Source organism: Psychromonas aquatilis, from assembly GCF_038155185.1.
Taxonomy (GTDB): domain Bacteria; phylum Pseudomonadota; class Gammaproteobacteria; order Enterobacterales; family Psychromonadaceae; genus Psychromonas; species Psychromonas aquatilis.
In genome coordinates this window covers 1-18201 of the sequence record NZ_JBAKAZ010000059.1, presented here as the reverse complement: position 1 = coordinate 18201, position 18201 = coordinate 1, and the positions used below count along the sequence as shown (strand labels likewise).

General features: G+C 34.7%; 18 protein-coding genes. All 18 read left to right on the top strand.

Annotated elements, in window-relative coordinates; genetic code table 11:
• The first annotated feature begins 196 nt into the window (after positions 1-196).
• The 18 genes from V6256_RS12855 to V6256_RS12770 all read left to right on the top strand — a co-directional run bounded on the left by V6256_RS12855 (position 197) and on the right by V6256_RS12770 (position 18134).
• Entirely contained in the window at positions 197-349 is a 153-nt protein-coding gene (locus V6256_RS12855) for a hypothetical protein (RefSeq protein ID WP_341598627.1), read from the top strand.
• A gap of 174 nt (positions 350-523) precedes the next feature.
• A complete protein-coding gene (locus V6256_RS12850) occupies positions 524-757 on the top strand; it encodes a transposase (protein WP_341598626.1) in 234 nt (77 codons plus the stop codon).
• Between the two features lie 15 nt (positions 758-772).
• Positions 773-931 carry a hypothetical protein gene (locus V6256_RS12845; protein WP_341598625.1) on the top strand — a complete coding sequence of 53 codons (159 nt, stop codon included), beginning with the start codon at positions 773-775 and terminating at the stop codon, positions 929-931.
• A 39-nt stretch (positions 932-970) separates the two neighbouring features.
• Positions 971-1153: a hypothetical protein gene (locus V6256_RS12840; protein ID WP_341598624.1), complete on the top strand. Its 183-nt coding sequence runs from the start codon at positions 971-973 to the stop codon at positions 1151-1153.
• A gap of 227 nt (positions 1154-1380) precedes the next feature.
• On the top strand, positions 1381-2178 hold the full coding sequence (locus V6256_RS12835) for a sulfotransferase family 2 domain-containing protein (protein WP_341598623.1): 798 nt from the start codon (positions 1381-1383) through the stop codon (positions 2176-2178).
• Between the two features lie 33 nt (positions 2179-2211).
• The gene (locus tag V6256_RS12830) at positions 2212-2844 is read left to right on the top strand and encodes an SCP2 sterol-binding domain-containing protein (protein WP_341598622.1); all 633 of its coding nucleotides are present in this window, start codon (positions 2212-2214) and stop codon (positions 2842-2844) included.
• 217 nt (positions 2845-3061) lie between these two features.
• Entirely contained in the window at positions 3062-3538 is a 477-nt protein-coding gene (locus V6256_RS12825; RefSeq protein WP_341598621.1) for a hypothetical protein, read from the top strand.
• A 112-nt stretch (positions 3539-3650) separates the two neighbouring features.
• Entirely contained in the window at positions 3651-4697 is a 1047-nt protein-coding gene (locus tag V6256_RS12820) for an HAD family hydrolase (protein ID WP_341598620.1), read from the top strand.
• Positions 4694-6733, top strand: a complete 2040-nt coding sequence (locus V6256_RS12815) for a rhamnan synthesis F family protein (RefSeq protein WP_341598619.1) — start codon at positions 4694-4696, stop codon at positions 6731-6733. Before V6256_RS12820 ends, V6256_RS12815 begins: the two co-directional genes overlap by 4 nt.
• A 9-nt stretch (positions 6734-6742) precedes the next feature.
• Entirely contained in the window at positions 6743-7591 is an 849-nt protein-coding gene (locus tag V6256_RS12810; RefSeq protein ID WP_341598618.1) for a hypothetical protein, read from the top strand.
• A gap of 176 nt (positions 7592-7767) precedes the next feature.
• Entirely contained in the window at positions 7768-9171 is a 1404-nt protein-coding gene (locus V6256_RS12805; protein WP_341598617.1) for a hypothetical protein, read from the top strand.
• Entirely contained in the window at positions 9171-9821 is a 651-nt protein-coding gene (locus V6256_RS12800; RefSeq protein WP_341598616.1) for an acylneuraminate cytidylyltransferase family protein, read from the top strand. The genes V6256_RS12805 and V6256_RS12800 overlap by 1 nt, the downstream gene beginning before the upstream one ends.
• A gap of 28 nt (positions 9822-9849) precedes the next feature.
• A complete protein-coding gene (locus V6256_RS12795) occupies positions 9850-10530 on the top strand; it encodes an inositol monophosphatase family protein (RefSeq protein WP_341598615.1) in 681 nt (226 codons plus the stop codon).
• 42 nt (positions 10531-10572) lie between these two features.
• A complete protein-coding gene (locus V6256_RS12790) occupies positions 10573-11250 on the top strand; it encodes an inositol monophosphatase family protein (protein ID WP_341598614.1) in 678 nt (225 codons plus the stop codon).
• Positions 11251-11256: 6 nt separating this feature from the next.
• Complete coding sequence (locus V6256_RS12785; RefSeq protein WP_341598613.1) at positions 11257-12801, top strand: N-acetylneuraminate synthase family protein; 1545 nt, start codon at positions 11257-11259, stop codon at positions 12799-12801.
• 486 nt (positions 12802-13287) lie between these two features.
• The gene (locus V6256_RS12780; protein WP_341598612.1) at positions 13288-14985 is read left to right on the top strand and encodes a glycosyltransferase family 2 protein; all 1698 of its coding nucleotides are present in this window, start codon (positions 13288-13290) and stop codon (positions 14983-14985) included.
• Between the two features lie 59 nt (positions 14986-15044).
• Positions 15045-16379, top strand: coding sequence for a hypothetical protein (locus tag V6256_RS12775; RefSeq protein WP_341598611.1), 1335 nt, complete (start codon positions 15045-15047; stop codon positions 16377-16379).
• Between the two features lie 375 nt (positions 16380-16754).
• Positions 16755-18134 carry an MBL fold metallo-hydrolase RNA specificity domain-containing protein gene (locus tag V6256_RS12770; protein ID WP_341598610.1) on the top strand — a complete coding sequence of 460 codons (1380 nt, stop codon included), beginning with the start codon at positions 16755-16757 and terminating at the stop codon, positions 18132-18134.
• The last annotated feature ends 67 nt before the right edge of the window (positions 18135-18201 follow it).

Genomic DNA, 18201 nt, shown 5'->3' with positions numbered 1-18201 from the left:
CAATGGATATCATTCAATTAAAGAAGCAGCGCTGGATATCAGCGCTTACTTAATGCATTACTATAACTTGCGTAGACCACATAGTTATAACAACGGATTTTCTCCTGCGAAAGCGGAAGAAAACCTTAATTTAATGTCCAGAATTAGTTGACCACAACATTTCGTCTCTCATAAGGGTATTGAAGGGTCATCAATCGTGCCATTTGTTATAGAAACAGGTAAGTTTTGGGATCAACCTATCGGCTCAAGTTTCCCTAGTTTTAGAAAATATATAGGTAAAGTCTTATGTGGTTTATTTAAAACTGAGTTCGATGACACTGTAGTTATAGGTGAGTTATTTGCAAAATAGAGTTAAGTGATTTAGCTTCTCAGCCTCACTTGTTGAGCTTTTAAGGTGTCATAAGGAAAGAACGTGGTTAGGTCTTGATTGTTGTCCTTTTTAACAATGCGTGACAACTCCTTTTTGTCTTTATTCTGATTGTGGCTAAGCTTATTATGTGTTTTATCATAAATAGGTGATGCTATGGCTAGGCCGTTACGACTGGAGTTTGCAGGTGCTTTATATCATGTTACTTCTCGACGGAATGAACGAAAGCCAATTTATTTAGAAAAGTCTGATTTTGAGACGTTCCAGGGGTTATTAGGGGAGGTATGTAAATGTTATCATTGGATTATTCATTCATTTTGCTTGATGATAAACCATTATCATTTATTGGTTGAAACGCCTGATGCTAATTTAAGCAAAGGAATACGGTAATTAAATGGTATTTATATGCAGTTGATTAACCGAAAATATCACCGAGTTGGACATCTATTCCAAGGTCGCTATAAAGCTATTTTGGTTGATAAAGATGCCTACTTATTAGAATTGAAACGGTATATTATTTTAAACCCAATACGCGCTAGAATGGTTGATAGTTTAGATGAATAGCCTTGCAGCTGTTGGTACTTTACTATGGGGGGGTTACCAGTGCCTCCATGGTTTGCAATCGATGCCATGTTATTACAATTTGCTAATACTAAGGTAGCGTCAAGGTACGCGTTTTCAAAATTTGTTGAAGCGGGAAAGGGGATTAGTCCTTGGGATAATATCTCGAATCAAGTGTTTCTAGGTGATGATGACTTTGTACAAACAAATTTAAACTTATTGTAAGCATAAACTGTGGGGGCTGAAATTCCTAAAAAGTAAAAGCATAAAGCCGCTTTATCACTGGCAAAGTATGTCCAATTAAATGAAAAACGTGACGATGCAATATGTGCAGCTTATTTATCTGGCGGGTATACATTGAAAGAAGTTGGTGATTATTTTAAGCTGCATTACTCCCGTGTTAGTAAGAAAGTGGCAAAAAGAAGGACTTAACTAAGTTAAAGGATGACATTATGACAAAGTTTAAATACGCTTCATTTAATCAATCCCCTTTACAAGAAAACACTAAGCACCAATTTGCCATGAATCATGCACTACAGCTGTTTAAGGCTAATGCTGTTTATAGTTTTATCCCTAAAAATGGCTGCTCGACCTTGCGCTTATCTGTGGCTGTCGCGAATGGTTGTATTGATGATATTGAGCAAGGCCACTGGATACATAAAAATAATCATACCTTTAATCCTACGTTGGCTGAGGCTGTTAAAGCAAATTATCAATTTGTTATTTTACGTTGTCCGTTTAGGCGCTTAGCCAGTGTTTTTTTAGATAAGTTTGTCGCAAAAGAACCGCCAGCTTGGGCTTATAGAGATTTGTTGGAGCGCCGTATTGAGTTAGATGATTTAACCTTTACTGATTTTGTTTTATCTTTAAGGCAATCACAGGTGTTTAAGAGCGACATTCATTGGTGTCCTCAAGTTGATTTTTTATTGTATGAAAATTATTCTGATTATTTTGCATTAGAAAATTTTCCCAAGGTGAAAAAAACATTAAAAGAAAAAATTAACTTAGATATTATTGACGCAAGGCCTTTGACTGCTCATGGCATTGATGGTTATGCGTTGTTGAGTGATGGTGATTATAGTCAAATGCAAGCTTTTGATATTGCATTATTAAAACGTCAAGGTCAGTGTCCGGCACCCGCTTCGTTATATACACCTGAACTTATCGAGGTTGTTAAAGACTTATATCTTCAAGATATTGCGCTTTATAAAAATAAATGTGGTGTTAATAACTTGCTTTTTTCTGTATAAAATTAATGAGCTAAGTTTAATAATAGGATTTTTATGAAAAAAGCTATCATATCGTCAGTATTAAGATTGGTCCCTAAGCGTTTACAACTTCGCGCTTTATGTAGTGCTTTAAATTATATTTGTAAAGATCAGTCATTACAGTCATTAGAAGGGCAAGTGATTAAGCTTAACGTAAGCGATTTAAAGAAAAGCTGGTTTGTCATTTGCTTAGATAAACAATTTCAATCGGTTAAAAGTAAAAAAGCTGATTTAGAAGTGAAAACGACGTTTGCTATTACATTGAAACTGCAAGATAAAGCGCTGTTAATGGAATCGATCACCAATGGTGATGTTGTGTTAATAGGAGAACCACAGTTAGTTAACGAAGCAAAGCGTTTATTGAGCAATCTTGAACCGCAGCGTTTAATTAATTTATCTAACCACTTTTTTAAGTTTTTAAAAATAAAATCGCCGCATTCGCCACGTTTGGATATTAATCAAGTGTCATTAAGTGATTTAAAAACGCCTGCAGATGTCGATTTTATTATTGGTGAAGCGATTAAGTTAGAGTCTCATGATCTTGAAAAATCTTTGTCATTAATGTTATTAGCAAAAAACGTTAGACCTAATGGCCAATTGGTGGTTAAAAAGGTTGCTGAATATCAGCAAAAAATGGGTCAAGAGTAGCGAAGCAATAAGCAATAAGCAATAAAGAATAAACAAATAAACCATTAAAAAGTGATTTTAAACTCAGTTATATATTGATGGTTACTGTTTGGCTGGATATACTGTAATAATTATTACAATAAAATAAACGTGTTAAATTCAATGGAATGAAATTCACTGCTATAAATGAGTGTCATTATCATTTTTTCTTATTTTAAAACAAGGAGTGTTCATTAATATGAATAACCCGATTAAATCAGCTATAAATCAATTATCTAATAATGCATTATCAAAAAAAGCCTTACAGAAGCAGTATGATGTTATCGCTAATGCTAATTTGTTTGATGAAGAGTATTATCAAGTACCAGCCAGCGAATCCGATTTATATGAAGATAAGTTAAGTCATTTTCTCAATGTGGGTTGGAAAGCTAACTTAGACCCATCACCTTATTTTTCTTGCCAATATTATCTATATAAAAACCCTGATGTTGCAGAAGAGGGGATCAATCCTTTGGTACACTACATTATTAATGGTGAAAAAGAGAGCCGTTCGCCTAATGTGCACTTTAATCCATTCGATTATTTAGCATTAAATCCTGATTTAGCTGAGCTTGAGTCGACCTTATTATTTCACTATATTCAGTTTGGTATTAATGAAGGCCGCGTGTTTCGTGAAAAGCCTTTAATAAACCAGGGTGAAACTGCTAGCGAGTAATTTCAGTAAAGATATTTTTTTGACTTAGTATATTAAGATTGATGGGAATTATCTCATCATGATTTTTTATTTTACCACTTCTTATTTTATTATTTCTTATAAAGAGCAATTTATGTCAGTTACATCATTGCAACAGTTAGGGACGACATTGATCTCCCCAGCACTTACTTTTTTTAATCAGCAACTATCAGAAAGCTTATCACCTAAGACTCGGTTGTTTTTTTTAGCGCGTGAAGGGTATTGGTTTAGCCGTTCTTATTCTGCTTATTGTGAAACGATGAAGATTGAGGATACGAGCCAATATATGTTGGTTTCAAGGGCTTTCTTGTTCAAAATTGGTTTAACCGAGCCTAAAACTTTTTCGTATTCATTAAACTTTAAGTTTGAAGGAAGTTTATATGAACTAATGCGCAGCCGCTTTATGTTAAGCGATGTGAGTTTAAACAATGTTTTTACCAATAAACAACAAGAACAACATATTTCCTTACCAGAAGATCTTGAAAAAATTTCTACCTTGTTAGTACAAAAGCAACTAAAGTTAAAACCCATTATCGAACCAACTAGTTTAGCTTATCAGCAATATTTGACGTCTATTGGCTTTTTTGAAGAAGAGACGGTTCATGTTGTTGATCTTGGCTATAGTGGCACCATTCAAACCTTATTAACTATTTTGTTTAAAAAGAATACAAAAGGCCATTATTTAATTGCTTCTAAACCTGGGGTGCATAGTATCGAAGAAAAAAATGTGACGATGGCGGGGTACTTAAAGGAAGGAGTTAAGATGGGAGGAGGATATATTCCTTTAGACCGCTCAATGTTTTTAGAGGCATTACTCACTGCGCCTGTTGGGCAATTTCAAGATATCCGCTTAAGCCCGCTAAAAAAAGATACTTTTGATATTTATTATGGCCGTAAAGTGGTTTCTCAGCATCAGTTTCATTTGCTAGAGCAAGTATGCCAAGGTGCGATTAAGCAAATGCAGCAATACTTATCAGATGGTGTTAGTTTTTCTGCTCAAGAGGTGGAAAAACTGTACAGCACTTTCGTGACAAAAAAAGGCATGTTACCACGTGATAGCTGGCCGCTTTTCACTATTGATGATGATATTGCAAGCGAAGGTACGATTAATGGTTTGGACTTTTTTGGACTTAAATTATGAATTATCGATTACTGATTAAGCGTATTCCTTTTGTAGGGAATGCGATAAAAAATAACCCTAAATTAATGCAGACTGCATTGAAGATGGAAAACCAGTTAATTAAACCATCTGACGAGCAATCAGAACAAAGCAAACAAAGTATGGAAGTTCACGTGTCGACAACAATGTCCAATAACCCTGATTTATTAAATGATGCTAAAAAGCATGGACTTTTTGATTTTGAATGGTATTGCGATGTGCAAGATAAACCATTTGATTCTGAAACTTCTGCATTTAATGATTACCTTAATAAGAGCCGCTTTTCTAGCGTTAGTCCAAGTCCCGCTTTTAATAACTGGGATTATTTAAAAAATAATCTTGATGTTTATCACTTTGGAAGTAGCCCGCTTGAACATTATATTAGCTCTGGAATTGATGAGGGGAGAATTAATAATCCCTTTAGCCCTCGTTGGGAACCAACAGATAAGTTAAACACTGATTTTGATCTTGAGCTGGTTAAAAAGCAAAAAGTTGCTGTGTGCTTACATGTTTTCTATGCGGATTTCTTCGATTATTACCAACAATGTTTATCTCATTTTCCCGTAAATGTTGATCTATTTATTTCGGTCAGTGATGTTGCTTTGAAAACGGTTGCCGTTGAAAAGCTAGGTTCATTAGAAACGGTTAATAATATCGAAGTCGTTGCAGTTCCAAATCGAGGACGAAACTTTGGGCCGATGTTGGTAGAGTTTGGTCAACAGCTTTTAAACTATGATTTATTTTGTCATTTACATTCTAAAAAATCACTCTATTCAGGTCGCCCACAAACGCAATGGGCAGATTATTTAGGTGAATTTTTATTAAATGATGCGAATGTTATTGGTAAAGCAATCACACATATGACAAAAGATAAAGAGTTTGGTATTTACTATCCGACCTCATTTATGATGATGCCAGACTGGGTTAATCATTGGTTAAAAAACAAACCCTTTAAAAGTAGATTTTTTGAAGAATGGGATATAAAAGATAATTCAGATTTTATTGCGTACCCTGCGGGTGGTATGTTTTGGGCTAAGCCAGATGCACTAAAGCAATTGCTTGATAAAGAATATAAATACGAAGACTTTCCTGCTGAGCCTTTACCTAATGATGGTTCTGAACTTCATGCGTTAGAGAGATGTTTAGGGTTATTGGCAGAGCGTAATGGCTTTAAGCAACTATTCTATTACCCTGAACTAGGCCGTTTTACTGAAGATAAAAGCCATATTTTTGCTAATTATATTAGTAGCCAAGAACAGCTACTACATAAAATTCAAATGTTTGATATTATTTCATTCGATGTGTTTGACACGCTAGTACGCCGTACTCATTATGTGCCAGATTATGCAAAATTAAAACTCGGTCAGCGTCTAGTGGAGCAAGGTGTAGTCGATGATGCGCATGATTTTATTAAGTTACGAAATCAAGCTGAGTTTGAAGTACGTAAAGCGAAGAACTTTAAAGGCGATGTTTCTATCATTGAAACTTATCAGCAATTGGGTAAAAGCCAAGGGTGGGACGAACAAACCTCAATACATTATTCTGAATTAGAGTTTGCTTACGACCTAGATATGATCCGCAGTAAAGATGAAGTAGTCGACATATTAAATACGTTAATCGGTCGTGGAAAATCTATTTATATTATTTCCGATACGTATTATTCAGAGCACCAAATTGTAATGATGCTGCGCAAAGCGGGTGTCACCAATGGGTATAAACTATTTGTTTCATCTGAGCTTGGGTTAAGAAAAGACAGTGGTACTATGTGGGCTTATATGAAAGAGCATTTAGTAGATAAAGGCTCATTTGTTCATATTGGTGATAATGCCGTGGCCGATGCACAAATACCTGGCGATTTTGGGCTAACCAATTTGCATATTTTGAATCCAATGGATAAATGGCAAGCCGCAGGTTGGGATGACCCATTTAGCAATGGCAATGCATTAAACGAACAACAAATTTTAAAATGGGGACCGCTGATCAGTCAGTTCGGCCGCTTCCCATTCTTAGGCGAGTAATTTTAAAATATGAATATAAATCTAAACCAACCAAAAACGATTATTTTTCATCCTGGGATCGGCAAGACAGCGACCAGTGCAATACAAAATATTGGCCTAAAATTAGCTACGGATGATAATGACCAAGCTTGTTTTTCACCTTACGGTGTTTTTGGGGGGGCGCATAATCATTTGGCATCTAATCACCCTGAATTTTCAAAAGATAAATTTGAAGAACAATGGAGAGAGCTTTTAACATTCGCTGCAAACAGAAATAGTAGCACTGTCATCTCAAGTGAATTTCTGATCAGAGATAACCCTAAACATATTGAATTGATGTTGACTCAAGCTCAAGAACAAGGAATTGAAATGAAGGTGGTAGTGGCTGTTAGAAATTATACTGACTATTTACTATCAGCTTTTTTACAAGCAGTAAAAGTGAACTGGGGAATTCCTGCTAAAGAAAATATGTTTATGTTTTGTGAGCGAGAGTTAACTCAAATTAGAATGCCTTTATTAGTGAATCATTGGTCAAAACACATTGGTGACGAGAATGTTTACCTGATGGACTACGATAAAGATAAACAAAATTTTGTTAGTTTATTTTTCAAAAACATAGGTGTTGATGTTGATACTGATGATAAAAAAGAAAATAAGGTGAATGAGTCAATTCGTTTAGAAATCGCCCCTATGCTGCGTCATTTTGACCAAGTTAGTTCAAATAAGACGCAGCGTAGCGAATTTATACAGTTTCTCAACTCTCTTGATTATAAAAAGCAATATCTGATAAATACAAAAAATCGTATAGAAAAAGACATTGTATGTAATACTTTTACTCATGATAAAGATCGCCTTTCTGCTAGATATACATGGATTTAAGTTATATGAAGAAACAATATGGGATCCAGTAAGAAAGCGTATTATTTCCACAGATTGGGCTTTGGGTATTAAAGCTAATGAATCTCTGCACAATGTTTATAAACATTGTAAATAAGGGAATAATTATACTGATAACTTAAGTTTTTTCTAAATTTTTATTTTGTAATAGAGGTAATATGATTACGATAGAATATTTGTTTGCAGCTAAGAATCGCGAAGCAGTACGTTTTTTACTACAGCTTCTCGGTGAAGGTTCGGTTTCAATTAAGCACCCTTCACTTGATGTCGAAACCTTTCCAAGGGCTAGTAAAAGAGTAGGAATGGCAAATGTTATACTCTTTTCTGATGAGCACTTAAATAACCACTGGTATTATATTCAGGTGACGAAATTAATTGATGGTTATTATTTGTCAAATAAAGAGTTTTTTAACCCTAGAGATATGCCTGATGTATTGAAGGTTAAGCAATTGATTGACACTAAAAAACTTGTTTTTAATTTAACCTCAAACTCAAATCAAGTAGATGGGTTGATTTTTTCTCAGTGTCGACCTTACCATTATTTTTATGATCAATTTGTTAATTATTTTAAATTATCTTCATTTAAAAATATAGATGACTATTGTTTTACTGATGAAACATGTTTTTATTCACAAACTCCATCAATGTCTTTTAAATCAATAGTTAAGCCGGGTTGTTACTTTTTCCCTTGTACGTTACCTGGCAATTACCATGATAATGATGCAAAAAAAATGCATGATTTTTTAAAAAATAATGCAGAAGTGAAGCACCTTAAAAGTGATTTTACTTTATGGATCGGTATTACGGGTCAAAAGCGTTCTTGGGTCGAGCAGGTTGATGGCTATATAGAAATCATTAAAAATTTATCTGATATGTACAGTTCAATTACCATTATAGTCGATGGTTGGACAAATTATGTTAACGATAGTTCTTTTAATATCGAAGATAATGAAGTTTATGATCTTATCAGAGAAAAATTCACCTCTAATGAAGATATTAATTTTATAAATTTAATTAATAAAGGTTATATGTCAAAAGTCTCTTATGCAAATAATTGTGATTGCTTTATTGCTAATAGTGGGACAGGTTGTATGGTGCCGTTATTGTTTTCTAATATAAAAGGTGTAATACATGGTAATGGAGTATTGAATACATTCAAAAAAATCTACAATGATAATGTTTACTTAGTACCAAAAAATAAAATAATTTCACAACAATCAAAAGTAATAATGGTAAATTCATATTCCATATCCTGGCAGGTTATCTTTAATTTATTAATGAAAGTAATAGGAAATAAAAAACAACTAAATGAGCCAACTCAAAAAATGAATAGTAAATTAGTTTTTGGTAATTTGAGTTTTTCAGATACTACTAAACCAGCTGATGCATTGAGAGATATTGCTTTGGCTTTTGAAGCGTTGGGAGATAAAGAAATGGCTTATACCCTGATGTGCAAAGCTTTAGAGCAAAGGCCAACAGGGCCAGTTATCAAAAAAAAGGTTAGTCAGTTAAAAGTTGAAATAGAACAAGGTATTCAAAATACAAAAAATAAGGAAATATAATGATAAAAAATGTCGCATTTGTGCCTATAAAAATGAACAATGAGCGTTTGCCAGGTAAAAATACTAAAGAGTTTGATAATGGAAAACCTTTAATTTCTTATATTTTAAATTCTCTCCTGAAAGCTGAACATATAGATGAAATTTATGTTTATTGTAGTACAGAGAAAGTTAAAGGCTTCTTACCTGAAGGTGTTAAATTTTTGAAAAGAAGTGCTAACTTAGACTTAGACTCTACAAAAATCAATGAAGTAATGACGGCATTTGCAAACGATGTTCCAGCTAGTAATTATATTCTAACTCATGCTACTGCGCCTTTCATTTCTGTCAATTCTATTAATTCTGCGGTTAAAGCTGTTTCAGAAGAAGGGTTTGATTCTGCTTTAACGGTAGAAGCGAAGCAAGATTTTTTATGGTTAGATAACAAACCTCATAATTATGATGTATGTACTATTCCTAGGACTCAAGACTTATCGCCATTTTTTATAGAAACAACGGGACTATATGTTTATACACAAGACTTAGTAAAACAAAATAGGAGAATTGGAGATAAACCCTTTTTAGTTTCTGTTTCCAAAATAGAAGCAATCGATATTAATGAACCAATTGATTTTGAAATAGCAAATGCAATTGCGGCTTCATTAGATATCTAAGTTGAACTGTTTAAGATTAAGGTGAAAAATGAATTTTTGCGCAGAAATTGTTAACGAAATACGTATACAACTTGAAGAGGTTTATAGCCTAAGGGATAAAATTACTATGAAGTCTGATGGAACTTATGTTTCAGAAGGTGACGTTTTAGTTCAAAATATAGTTTATGAAAGATTAAAAGTTATATTACCTTTCCACCAACTGATTTCTGAAGAAATGGCTCCGTTTAAGGAGGAATGGAATGAGAAAGGTTCTTACGTTGTACTTGATCCTATTGATGGTACTGAGAACTTTGTTTCTGGGCTGATCGAATGGGGTGTAGGCATTTCAATTTATACAGAAGGAAAACATGTAGAGTCATGTATTTATTTGCCTGAACTGGATCAGGTGCAAATAACGGGTATGCCTATTAAAAAGTTTACATCTAGAATTCGAGGTCTGTCTTCATCATTAACTAAACAAGATCTTGAACAATTGCCTGAAGGGTTTGAGTATCGAATTGTTGGTTGCTCTATGTACAATATGTTAAGCGCAATAAAAGGTAGTTTTGCCAGTTTTGAAAACGTAAAAGCAGTTGCTTGTTGGGATATATTACCGGGTTTGAATTTAGCGCTTGAACATGGTGTTGGAGCATTTGTTGATGGTGAAGTCTATACGGGGCAGATACTATTTCCAACAAAAAAATATAAAATATTATTACAATCAGCATGATTAATAGTAATTGTTCTATTGTGTTAATTTATAAGGATATGTATGTGTTTAGTTGATTTGGTTGCTTTGATCAAAGAGTCTCTTGATGACATTTTAAAGTTAAGAAACAATAAAATAAAAAAAGAAGATGAAAGTTTCGTTTCTAAAGGAGACCTACTTGTTCAGGATATTATTTTAGGATTTTGTAATAAAAACTTGCCCAAACATCATATTATTTCAGAAGAGCTTGTCTCTGAAAAAGATAGCGTCTGGGACCATAAAGGGTCTTATATTGTTATAGATCCTATTGATGGCACGGAAAATTTTGTTAGTGGTCTTCGAGAATGGGGAATTGGCATTTCTATTTATACTGATGGCCAACATCAAGAGTCTTGCATCTATTTACCAGAATTAAATGAAGTTGCTATTTCAGGGGCGAGTCTAGAACGATTTGAATCAAGAATACACGGGTTATCCTCCTCTCTAAGTAAGCAAGATTTAGAACAGTTACCTAGTGCTTTTGAATATAGGATAATTGGTTGTTCTATGTATAACATGCTAAGTGCAGTTAAAGGAAGTTACGCGCGTTATGAGAACAAGAAAGGTGCTAATTGCTGGGATATATTACCCGGTCTAAATTTAGGTTTAGAGCATGGCTGTAAAGTTCATGTTGATGGTTTACCTTATGAAGGTCAACTGCTTTTCCCCACTCAAAAATATAAAATAGTAGTAGAGGCATAATTGATAATGACTAATTTTGACACTGTTTACAGTTTATTTAAACTTTCTGGCAAGTCTAAAATCGCAGTAATAGGTAAAGGGCCATCACTTGATAATATTGATCTAAATGTTCTAAATGACTTTTTTGTTATTAATATTAATGATTCAGAAAAAATTTATGCGGGTGATATCTGTCTCTATCATTTAGATTGGGTTAAAGATTATTTAGTCTCAAATAAAGGACTATGTAGTCTGTACATAACTTCTAAACCTTTAGATGATCCCCGTTTTATCACTGTTGAACATACTCATGAAAATCCTGAAAATATAACTCCAATACAAGAGCGATTTTTTGATAACGGCTTTTATTTAGAAGATGCAACTATTATTTCAGTTTTAAAAATTGCAAATTTAATCGCTGATAATATTCGAACTAAAGTGCCTGTTTTTTTATTAGGTTTTGATTTTTCAATTAAAAGTGGTTTTGCAAATAAAACAGATAGTGCGGTACCTTTCGGTGATGAAAATTATATTGAGAACTTATTTGAAAGCCAACAAGCTTATCTAAGCCTTTTGTTGTCACATAAAGCTGATTTGTCTATTGAAGTGAATCACATTGGTAGCAAAACGTTCAGCACTTACAATGTTAACAAGTTTAATGCACTATTTGATGGGAGCTTACCGAGCTTAAAAGCTGTCGACAAACCGTCTAAGTTAACTGTTAAGCCAAGCGAGAACTATAATGTAAAAGTAGTAGCTGAAATTACCACTAATCACTTTGGTGATTTAGAGTTGTTGAAAAAAATGATTAAGGCCGCAGCAGAATCCGGTGCTGACTATATTAAACTTCAAAAACGAGATGTTGAAAGCTTTTATACAGAAGAGCAACTAATTGCGCCTTATCATTCTCCATTTGGTGAAACCTTTAGAGATTACAGACATGGTTTGGAGCTTGATGATTTTGGATTTCGCTTAGTAGAGCAGTGGTGTAATGAATACGGAATAAAATGGTTTGCATCAGTATTAGATTTACCATCTTATTTATACATGAAAAAATTTAACCCTGAGTTAGTTAAATTACCATCTACTATTTCCGAGCATACTGATTTTTTGAAAGAAGTAGCTGCGGATTTTAAAGGTGATGTTGTACTTTCTACCGGCATGACAGATAGCACATATGAAGACTTCATTCTTGAAGAGTTTAAAAATTGCCGTCATTTGTATCTATTACAATGTGTATCTTCATACCCGACTATTAATGAGGATGCGAATGTTGCTGTTGTAAGGCATTATCATGACTTAAGTAAAAAACATAGTAAAATCATACCTGGTTATTCAAGTCATGATATTGGTTCTTTATGTTGCCAACTGTCCATTGCTGCTGGCGGGTTAATGGTTGAAAAGCATGTTAAGTATGGTAATACACCTTGGGCGCATTTCGATAACGTTGCAATGGATATGCTTACAGATAAATTTAAACATTTTGTTGATGATATTAGACTTGCTGAAGTGTGTTTAGGTAATAGTAATAAGTCGGTATTATCATCAGAACATCATAAATATAAGGTTTAACAAAGTAGAAAACCAACGGGGGCAGGTCTTGAATCTGCCCTTCCTTCTGATTAGGGTCTGCACTTATTATATGTTTTTTCATTAATACCTATGGTTAGTACTAGGCCGCTACGTTTGGAGCTTGCTGGTGCTTTATATCATGTTACTTCTTACTTCTTGAGGCAATCAGCGAAAGCTCTTTATTTAGAAAAATCTATCTTTCAGGTGTTTCTAAATTTATTAGGTGAGATATGTAAACTCTATCTTTGTTGAAGAAGGAAAGGGAATTAGCTCTGAGGTCATATTTCGAACCAAGTGTTTTAGGGGATAAACAGTTTGCATAAATACTTTAAACGTACTGAAAGCAGGAAATGTGGAGGTCTGAAATACCTAACAAAAAGCGTAAACCAGATTTTAAATACTTATGTAGGGTGAATATAAATAACTTGGCTCAATTATCAAATTGCCCTACGAATAGTTTAGCTGATGTGTTATTTTTGACAGAATATGAAAAAATACTTAAATCACTCCTTGATTAATCCTATCCGACAAAAGCTTCGGAACATTCCTTTTTTCGTTAATTTATATCAACGCTATTTTACTGATTTACCACGTGATCTTGATAAACCTGAAAAGTTAATAACACCGACACAAAATAAAATATTAGCTGCACTTGAGATTAAATCGTCGCCGTTAACTATTCTGCTTACCTTAAATGATTACAACGATGTTACTGACTATTCTGTTATTAAAGAAACAATTAAAAGTGTTTTATTACAGAGTTATCAAAATTGGTTAGTTATTGTTCCTGAGCATGTGCACAAAGAAGTTGAGGGGATGGATGAGCGTATTGTGATTCAATCTCATATTTCTTCTGTTGATGATATGTACATAGGAGAAGTGTATGCGGGAGATTGTTTACATCCTCATGCATTAAAGGCATTCGTGCACTATATTCAGTCCGGCACCGATCTGATTTATTGTGATCATGATGTTATTAATAAATCCGGAAAATATAATACACCGCAATATAAATCCCAATGGAATAGTGAACTTGCTTATTCTACTTTTTATATGGGGTGTTTGACCTTGTATCGCTTAAGCTTGTTTAATGAACTTTCACATTGGTTGCAATTCAAATCACATTATCAACGTTTACTCTATTTACGTGAAGTAAGTCTTTTGAATGTTCAACATATTGCACTTACTTTGTATCATCAGTTAAATACACCACTTAATTTGACGGATGAGTCAGATATATTGGCAGTTAATACGCATTTAGCAAAGCAAGGTGTGATAGCTGAAAAGGGCTTAATAGAAGGGAGTTATAAGCTTAATTGGCCATTACCTGAAATAGCGCCTCTTGTGTCTATTATTATTCCTACTAAAAACGGAAAAGAGTTGGTTAAGCAATGTATTGATACGTTATATGATAAAACTTTGTATACAAACTTTGAAGTGTTATTAGTTGATAATCAATCTGATGATCAACTGGCATTAAGTTACTTTAATGAGTTAGTCGCAGAAAAAAAAGTACGATTACTGAAATACGATGCAAAGTTTAATTATTCAGCCATTAATAACTTTGCTGTTAAGCAGGCAAAAGGGGAGTTATTAGTCTTATTAAATAATGATGTTGAGGTGATTTCTTCTCTATGGTTAACTGAAATGGTGGCTCAATTAATGAGACCGTCTATTGGTTGTGTTGGCGCTAAGTTATATTATGCTAATGACACAGTTCAGCATGCCGGTGTGATTGTTGGGCTGGGACGTTGTGCAGGGCATAGTCATAAACTATACCAGCGTTCCGATGATGGTTATATGCAGCGTTTAAAGTTAGTACAAAATTATACGGCTGTGACGGCTGCTTGTTTAGGCGTACGTAAGTCTGTTTATAATAAGGTCAATGGATTAAATGAAAGGTCATTAGCGGTGGCTTATAATGATGTTGATTTTTGTCTTAAGGTCAAGGCAGCGGGCTTTGATAATATATGGTCTCCTTATATTGAGTTATACCATCATGAGTCGGTAAGTCGGCCTTGTGATTATCAATTAGAAGAGCATCAGCGTTACTTATCCGAAGTTGAGTATATGCAAAGAACATGGCAAGTTGATAATTATATTGATCCTGCATATAGTCCATGGTTAACAATGATCTCTGAAGATTTTTCTGAGCAATTTCCAACTTATTTCTATGTTAACTAGTTAGATAACAAAGTAGCTAATAAATAGTAGCTAATTATAAATAGAGAATATTTACACTGATGAAGAATAAAATACAAAAAAGGGTTGTGGTACATGCAGGCCCAGGAAAAACCGGTACTTCTGCTATACAAGCTTGGTTAATTGGCCATGTTGATTTTTTATCTAATAATGGGATATTTTTTCCTAAATATAAGTTGTCTAAAGAGAACATTAGCTCAGGTAATAGAGACGCTATACTTACTTCTCAAGAGGGAGGGCGTTGGGAAGTTGATGTTCAAAAAGTGAATGATTTGTTAGCTAGTTTTGAACGTAGTAAGTGCTCTGTCTTATTACTCTCTTCTGAGTTTTTCTTTTTACATATTGTTGCTATACATAAGTTAATTCCTCACGCTGAATTCGTGGCTTATATTCGTAATCCAGTGGAATTATTAGAGTCCAATTATAACCAAAGTATTAAACGAAATGCCCAGACGCAAAAATTTTCTGCTCCAGCTCAGTTTGATAGTTATTTATGGAAGGCTTTACCAAATATTTTTAAAGTTATTGACTCTTCACAAGTGTATTTAAGACCTTACCATAAAGACTTGATGGTTGGGGGGAGTATTATTTCTGACCTATTGAGCGTTTTAAATTTAGAGTGTGAAATAGAAGATAGGCGAGTTAATCGCTCTTTTACATTCGGGGCGCTAGAGCTTAAACGTTTGTTAAATAACTTTGATCTAGCTAAATTAGATTCTCGGTTAGATGCTATTTTACAAGGGTGTGATATTGGTATTTTTGAATATTCTTTAATGGAAAGTGATCAATTTGCTGCATTAAACCATGAAAGCTGTTCAAAAATGGAGTTGTTTATTAAAGAGTATGAGCAGGCCAATTTAGTTCCTTTATTAAAGATATTTAAGGCTAACTCTGCAAAACCTTATTTAAAACAAGAGGCTAGCTTTGATACGTTAAAGGAAATTTCTGAATATATTAAAAAAATTGATAAAGATTTTTATCATCAACTAAGGAATTTATTGTTAGCGCTTCCTAACTTAGTTGTTGATAATACCTTTATTTATGATGTATTTGATGTAGAGCCTCAGCCTCAGGATAAGAGTCTATTATTAGGCGAATCTTTACTCCGTCGTATTAAAAATTTTACTATTCATCCAGGTAAACGTGGCAAGGTTTGTTATGAAATGTCGTGTTACTTTCAAGAGTTAAATGATCTTGAAAACGCATTATCTTTTGCAAAAGCAGCATATTATTTTAATCCTTATCAGCCCCAATTTACAAAACAACTCAATAAGGTATTGATTCAATCTAGCCGAGCTGAAAGCGATAAGCCAACAGATACCAATCAAGAAAGCCATTTGGAAAAAATAAAACGCCGTTTACTTTCGTATAAATAAAAGAACACACTTAGCTATTAGTTCCCTCTTTCTATGAATCTAGGGGCGGTGGCTTTAGCTTCCGTTGTAGATGTCGTGGATGAAAGGGAGTACTTCGCTCGTTACCTTGTTGCATTTTCTTCGATGACATTTGTTCTATTTTTTTCTTTTGACGCAAGCAGGGAGGCTAAAAAAAGGAGTCGCAGAGCTCCTCCGCTCATGAGACTAAGCTGGCGCTTAATTCGCCCACCGCCCCAGAGGTAGGCTCTACCACACTTTTCATGGACCCTTGTTTGACTTCGGGGCGCGGTATTTTTTTGTAAATAGTCGTGTTGGACTGAGTTATTTCTTTTAATTACTTCTACAGTTATAACGAGGGTTATTGAGGAGGTGGTTATGGAAATTATTCATCATGGTGCGGTTAATGGGGTGACTGGGTCTTGTCACCAACTTATTATCGATAATGAAAACAGTGTGCTGGTGGATTGCGGTTTGTTTCAGGGGGCTGAAACCTCTGGACGAGACGACGATGATTTACTGTCGATCGAGTTTGATATTAGTAGCGTACAGGCGTTGTTGGTGACGCATTGTCATATCGACCATGTTGGGCGCTTGCCTTACTTGCTAGCAGCTGGCTTTAGCGGGCCGATTATTGCTACTGAAGCAACGGCAGCTTTGCTTCCTATGGTAATTGAAGATGCCTTGAAAGTTGGTGTGACTCGTAATCAGTCGATCATTAATGCTTGCCTCGCGCGTTTAAAAGGGCAATTGGTCGCTATACCTTATAGACAGTGGTTTGAGCTAAACTTAATAGGCGCTAGTCGAATTAAGATTAAATTCCAGCCTGCAGGGCATATTCTTGGCTCTGCTTATATTGAAATTGATGTGAAGGTCTTTGAACAAGCTGCTCAACGGGTGGTTTTTTCAGGTGATCTCGGCGCAACCTATTCTCCTTTATTGGCTTCTCCTAAAAGCCCGTATAAAGCGGATATTGTGGTAATTGAAAGTACTTACGGTGATAAAGACCATCAAGGGCGACGAGATCGCGCTAAAAGTTTAGAGGCGGTATTAATTAAAGCGATTAGTGATAATGGTGTGGTGATAATTCCAGCATTTAGTATTGGGCGTACGCAGGAGTTACTTTATGAGTTAGAGCAGATCACCGCTACAGCGAAGTTTAAAAAGTTAGCGGATATTGAGGTAATAGTTGATTCACCGATGGCGGCTAAATTTACTGAGCACTATCAACACTTTCAGAGCCTATGGGATGCAGAAGCGAAACGACGCGTTAAGCAGGGCAGACAACCATTAAGCTTTGAGAGTTTGTATACGGTTGATGCGCATCAAGAGCATATGCAGGTTGTAGAGTATTTAGCTAAGCGAGATAAACCTGCCATTGTGATTGCCGCGAGTGGGATGTGTAGTGGCGGACGAGTAGTGAATTATTTGAAGCGTTTTATTAGTGAACCTACAGCGGATGTGTTGTTTGTAGGCTACCAAGCCAAAGGTACTTTGGGTCGCCAGATTCAACAGTATGGACCAAGTGGTGGTTATGTGTATATCGATGGTGAAAAGCTCACGATAAATGCAGGCGTACATACCATATCCGGTTACTCAGCTCATGCCGACCAGACCAATCTAGTTAATTTTATAAAGCGCATTCGTAAGCAGCCCAAAGAGGTGATCATAGTACATGGTGATGATGAAGCGAAATCAGCATTACGCAAGGCATTGTTAGAAATGAATAAGATGTTATTAGTCAATATTGGGAAGTAGAGTACATCGTTGAAGGTTAAAAGGTTAAAAGGTTAAAAGGTTAAAAGGTTAAAAGGTTAAAAGGTTA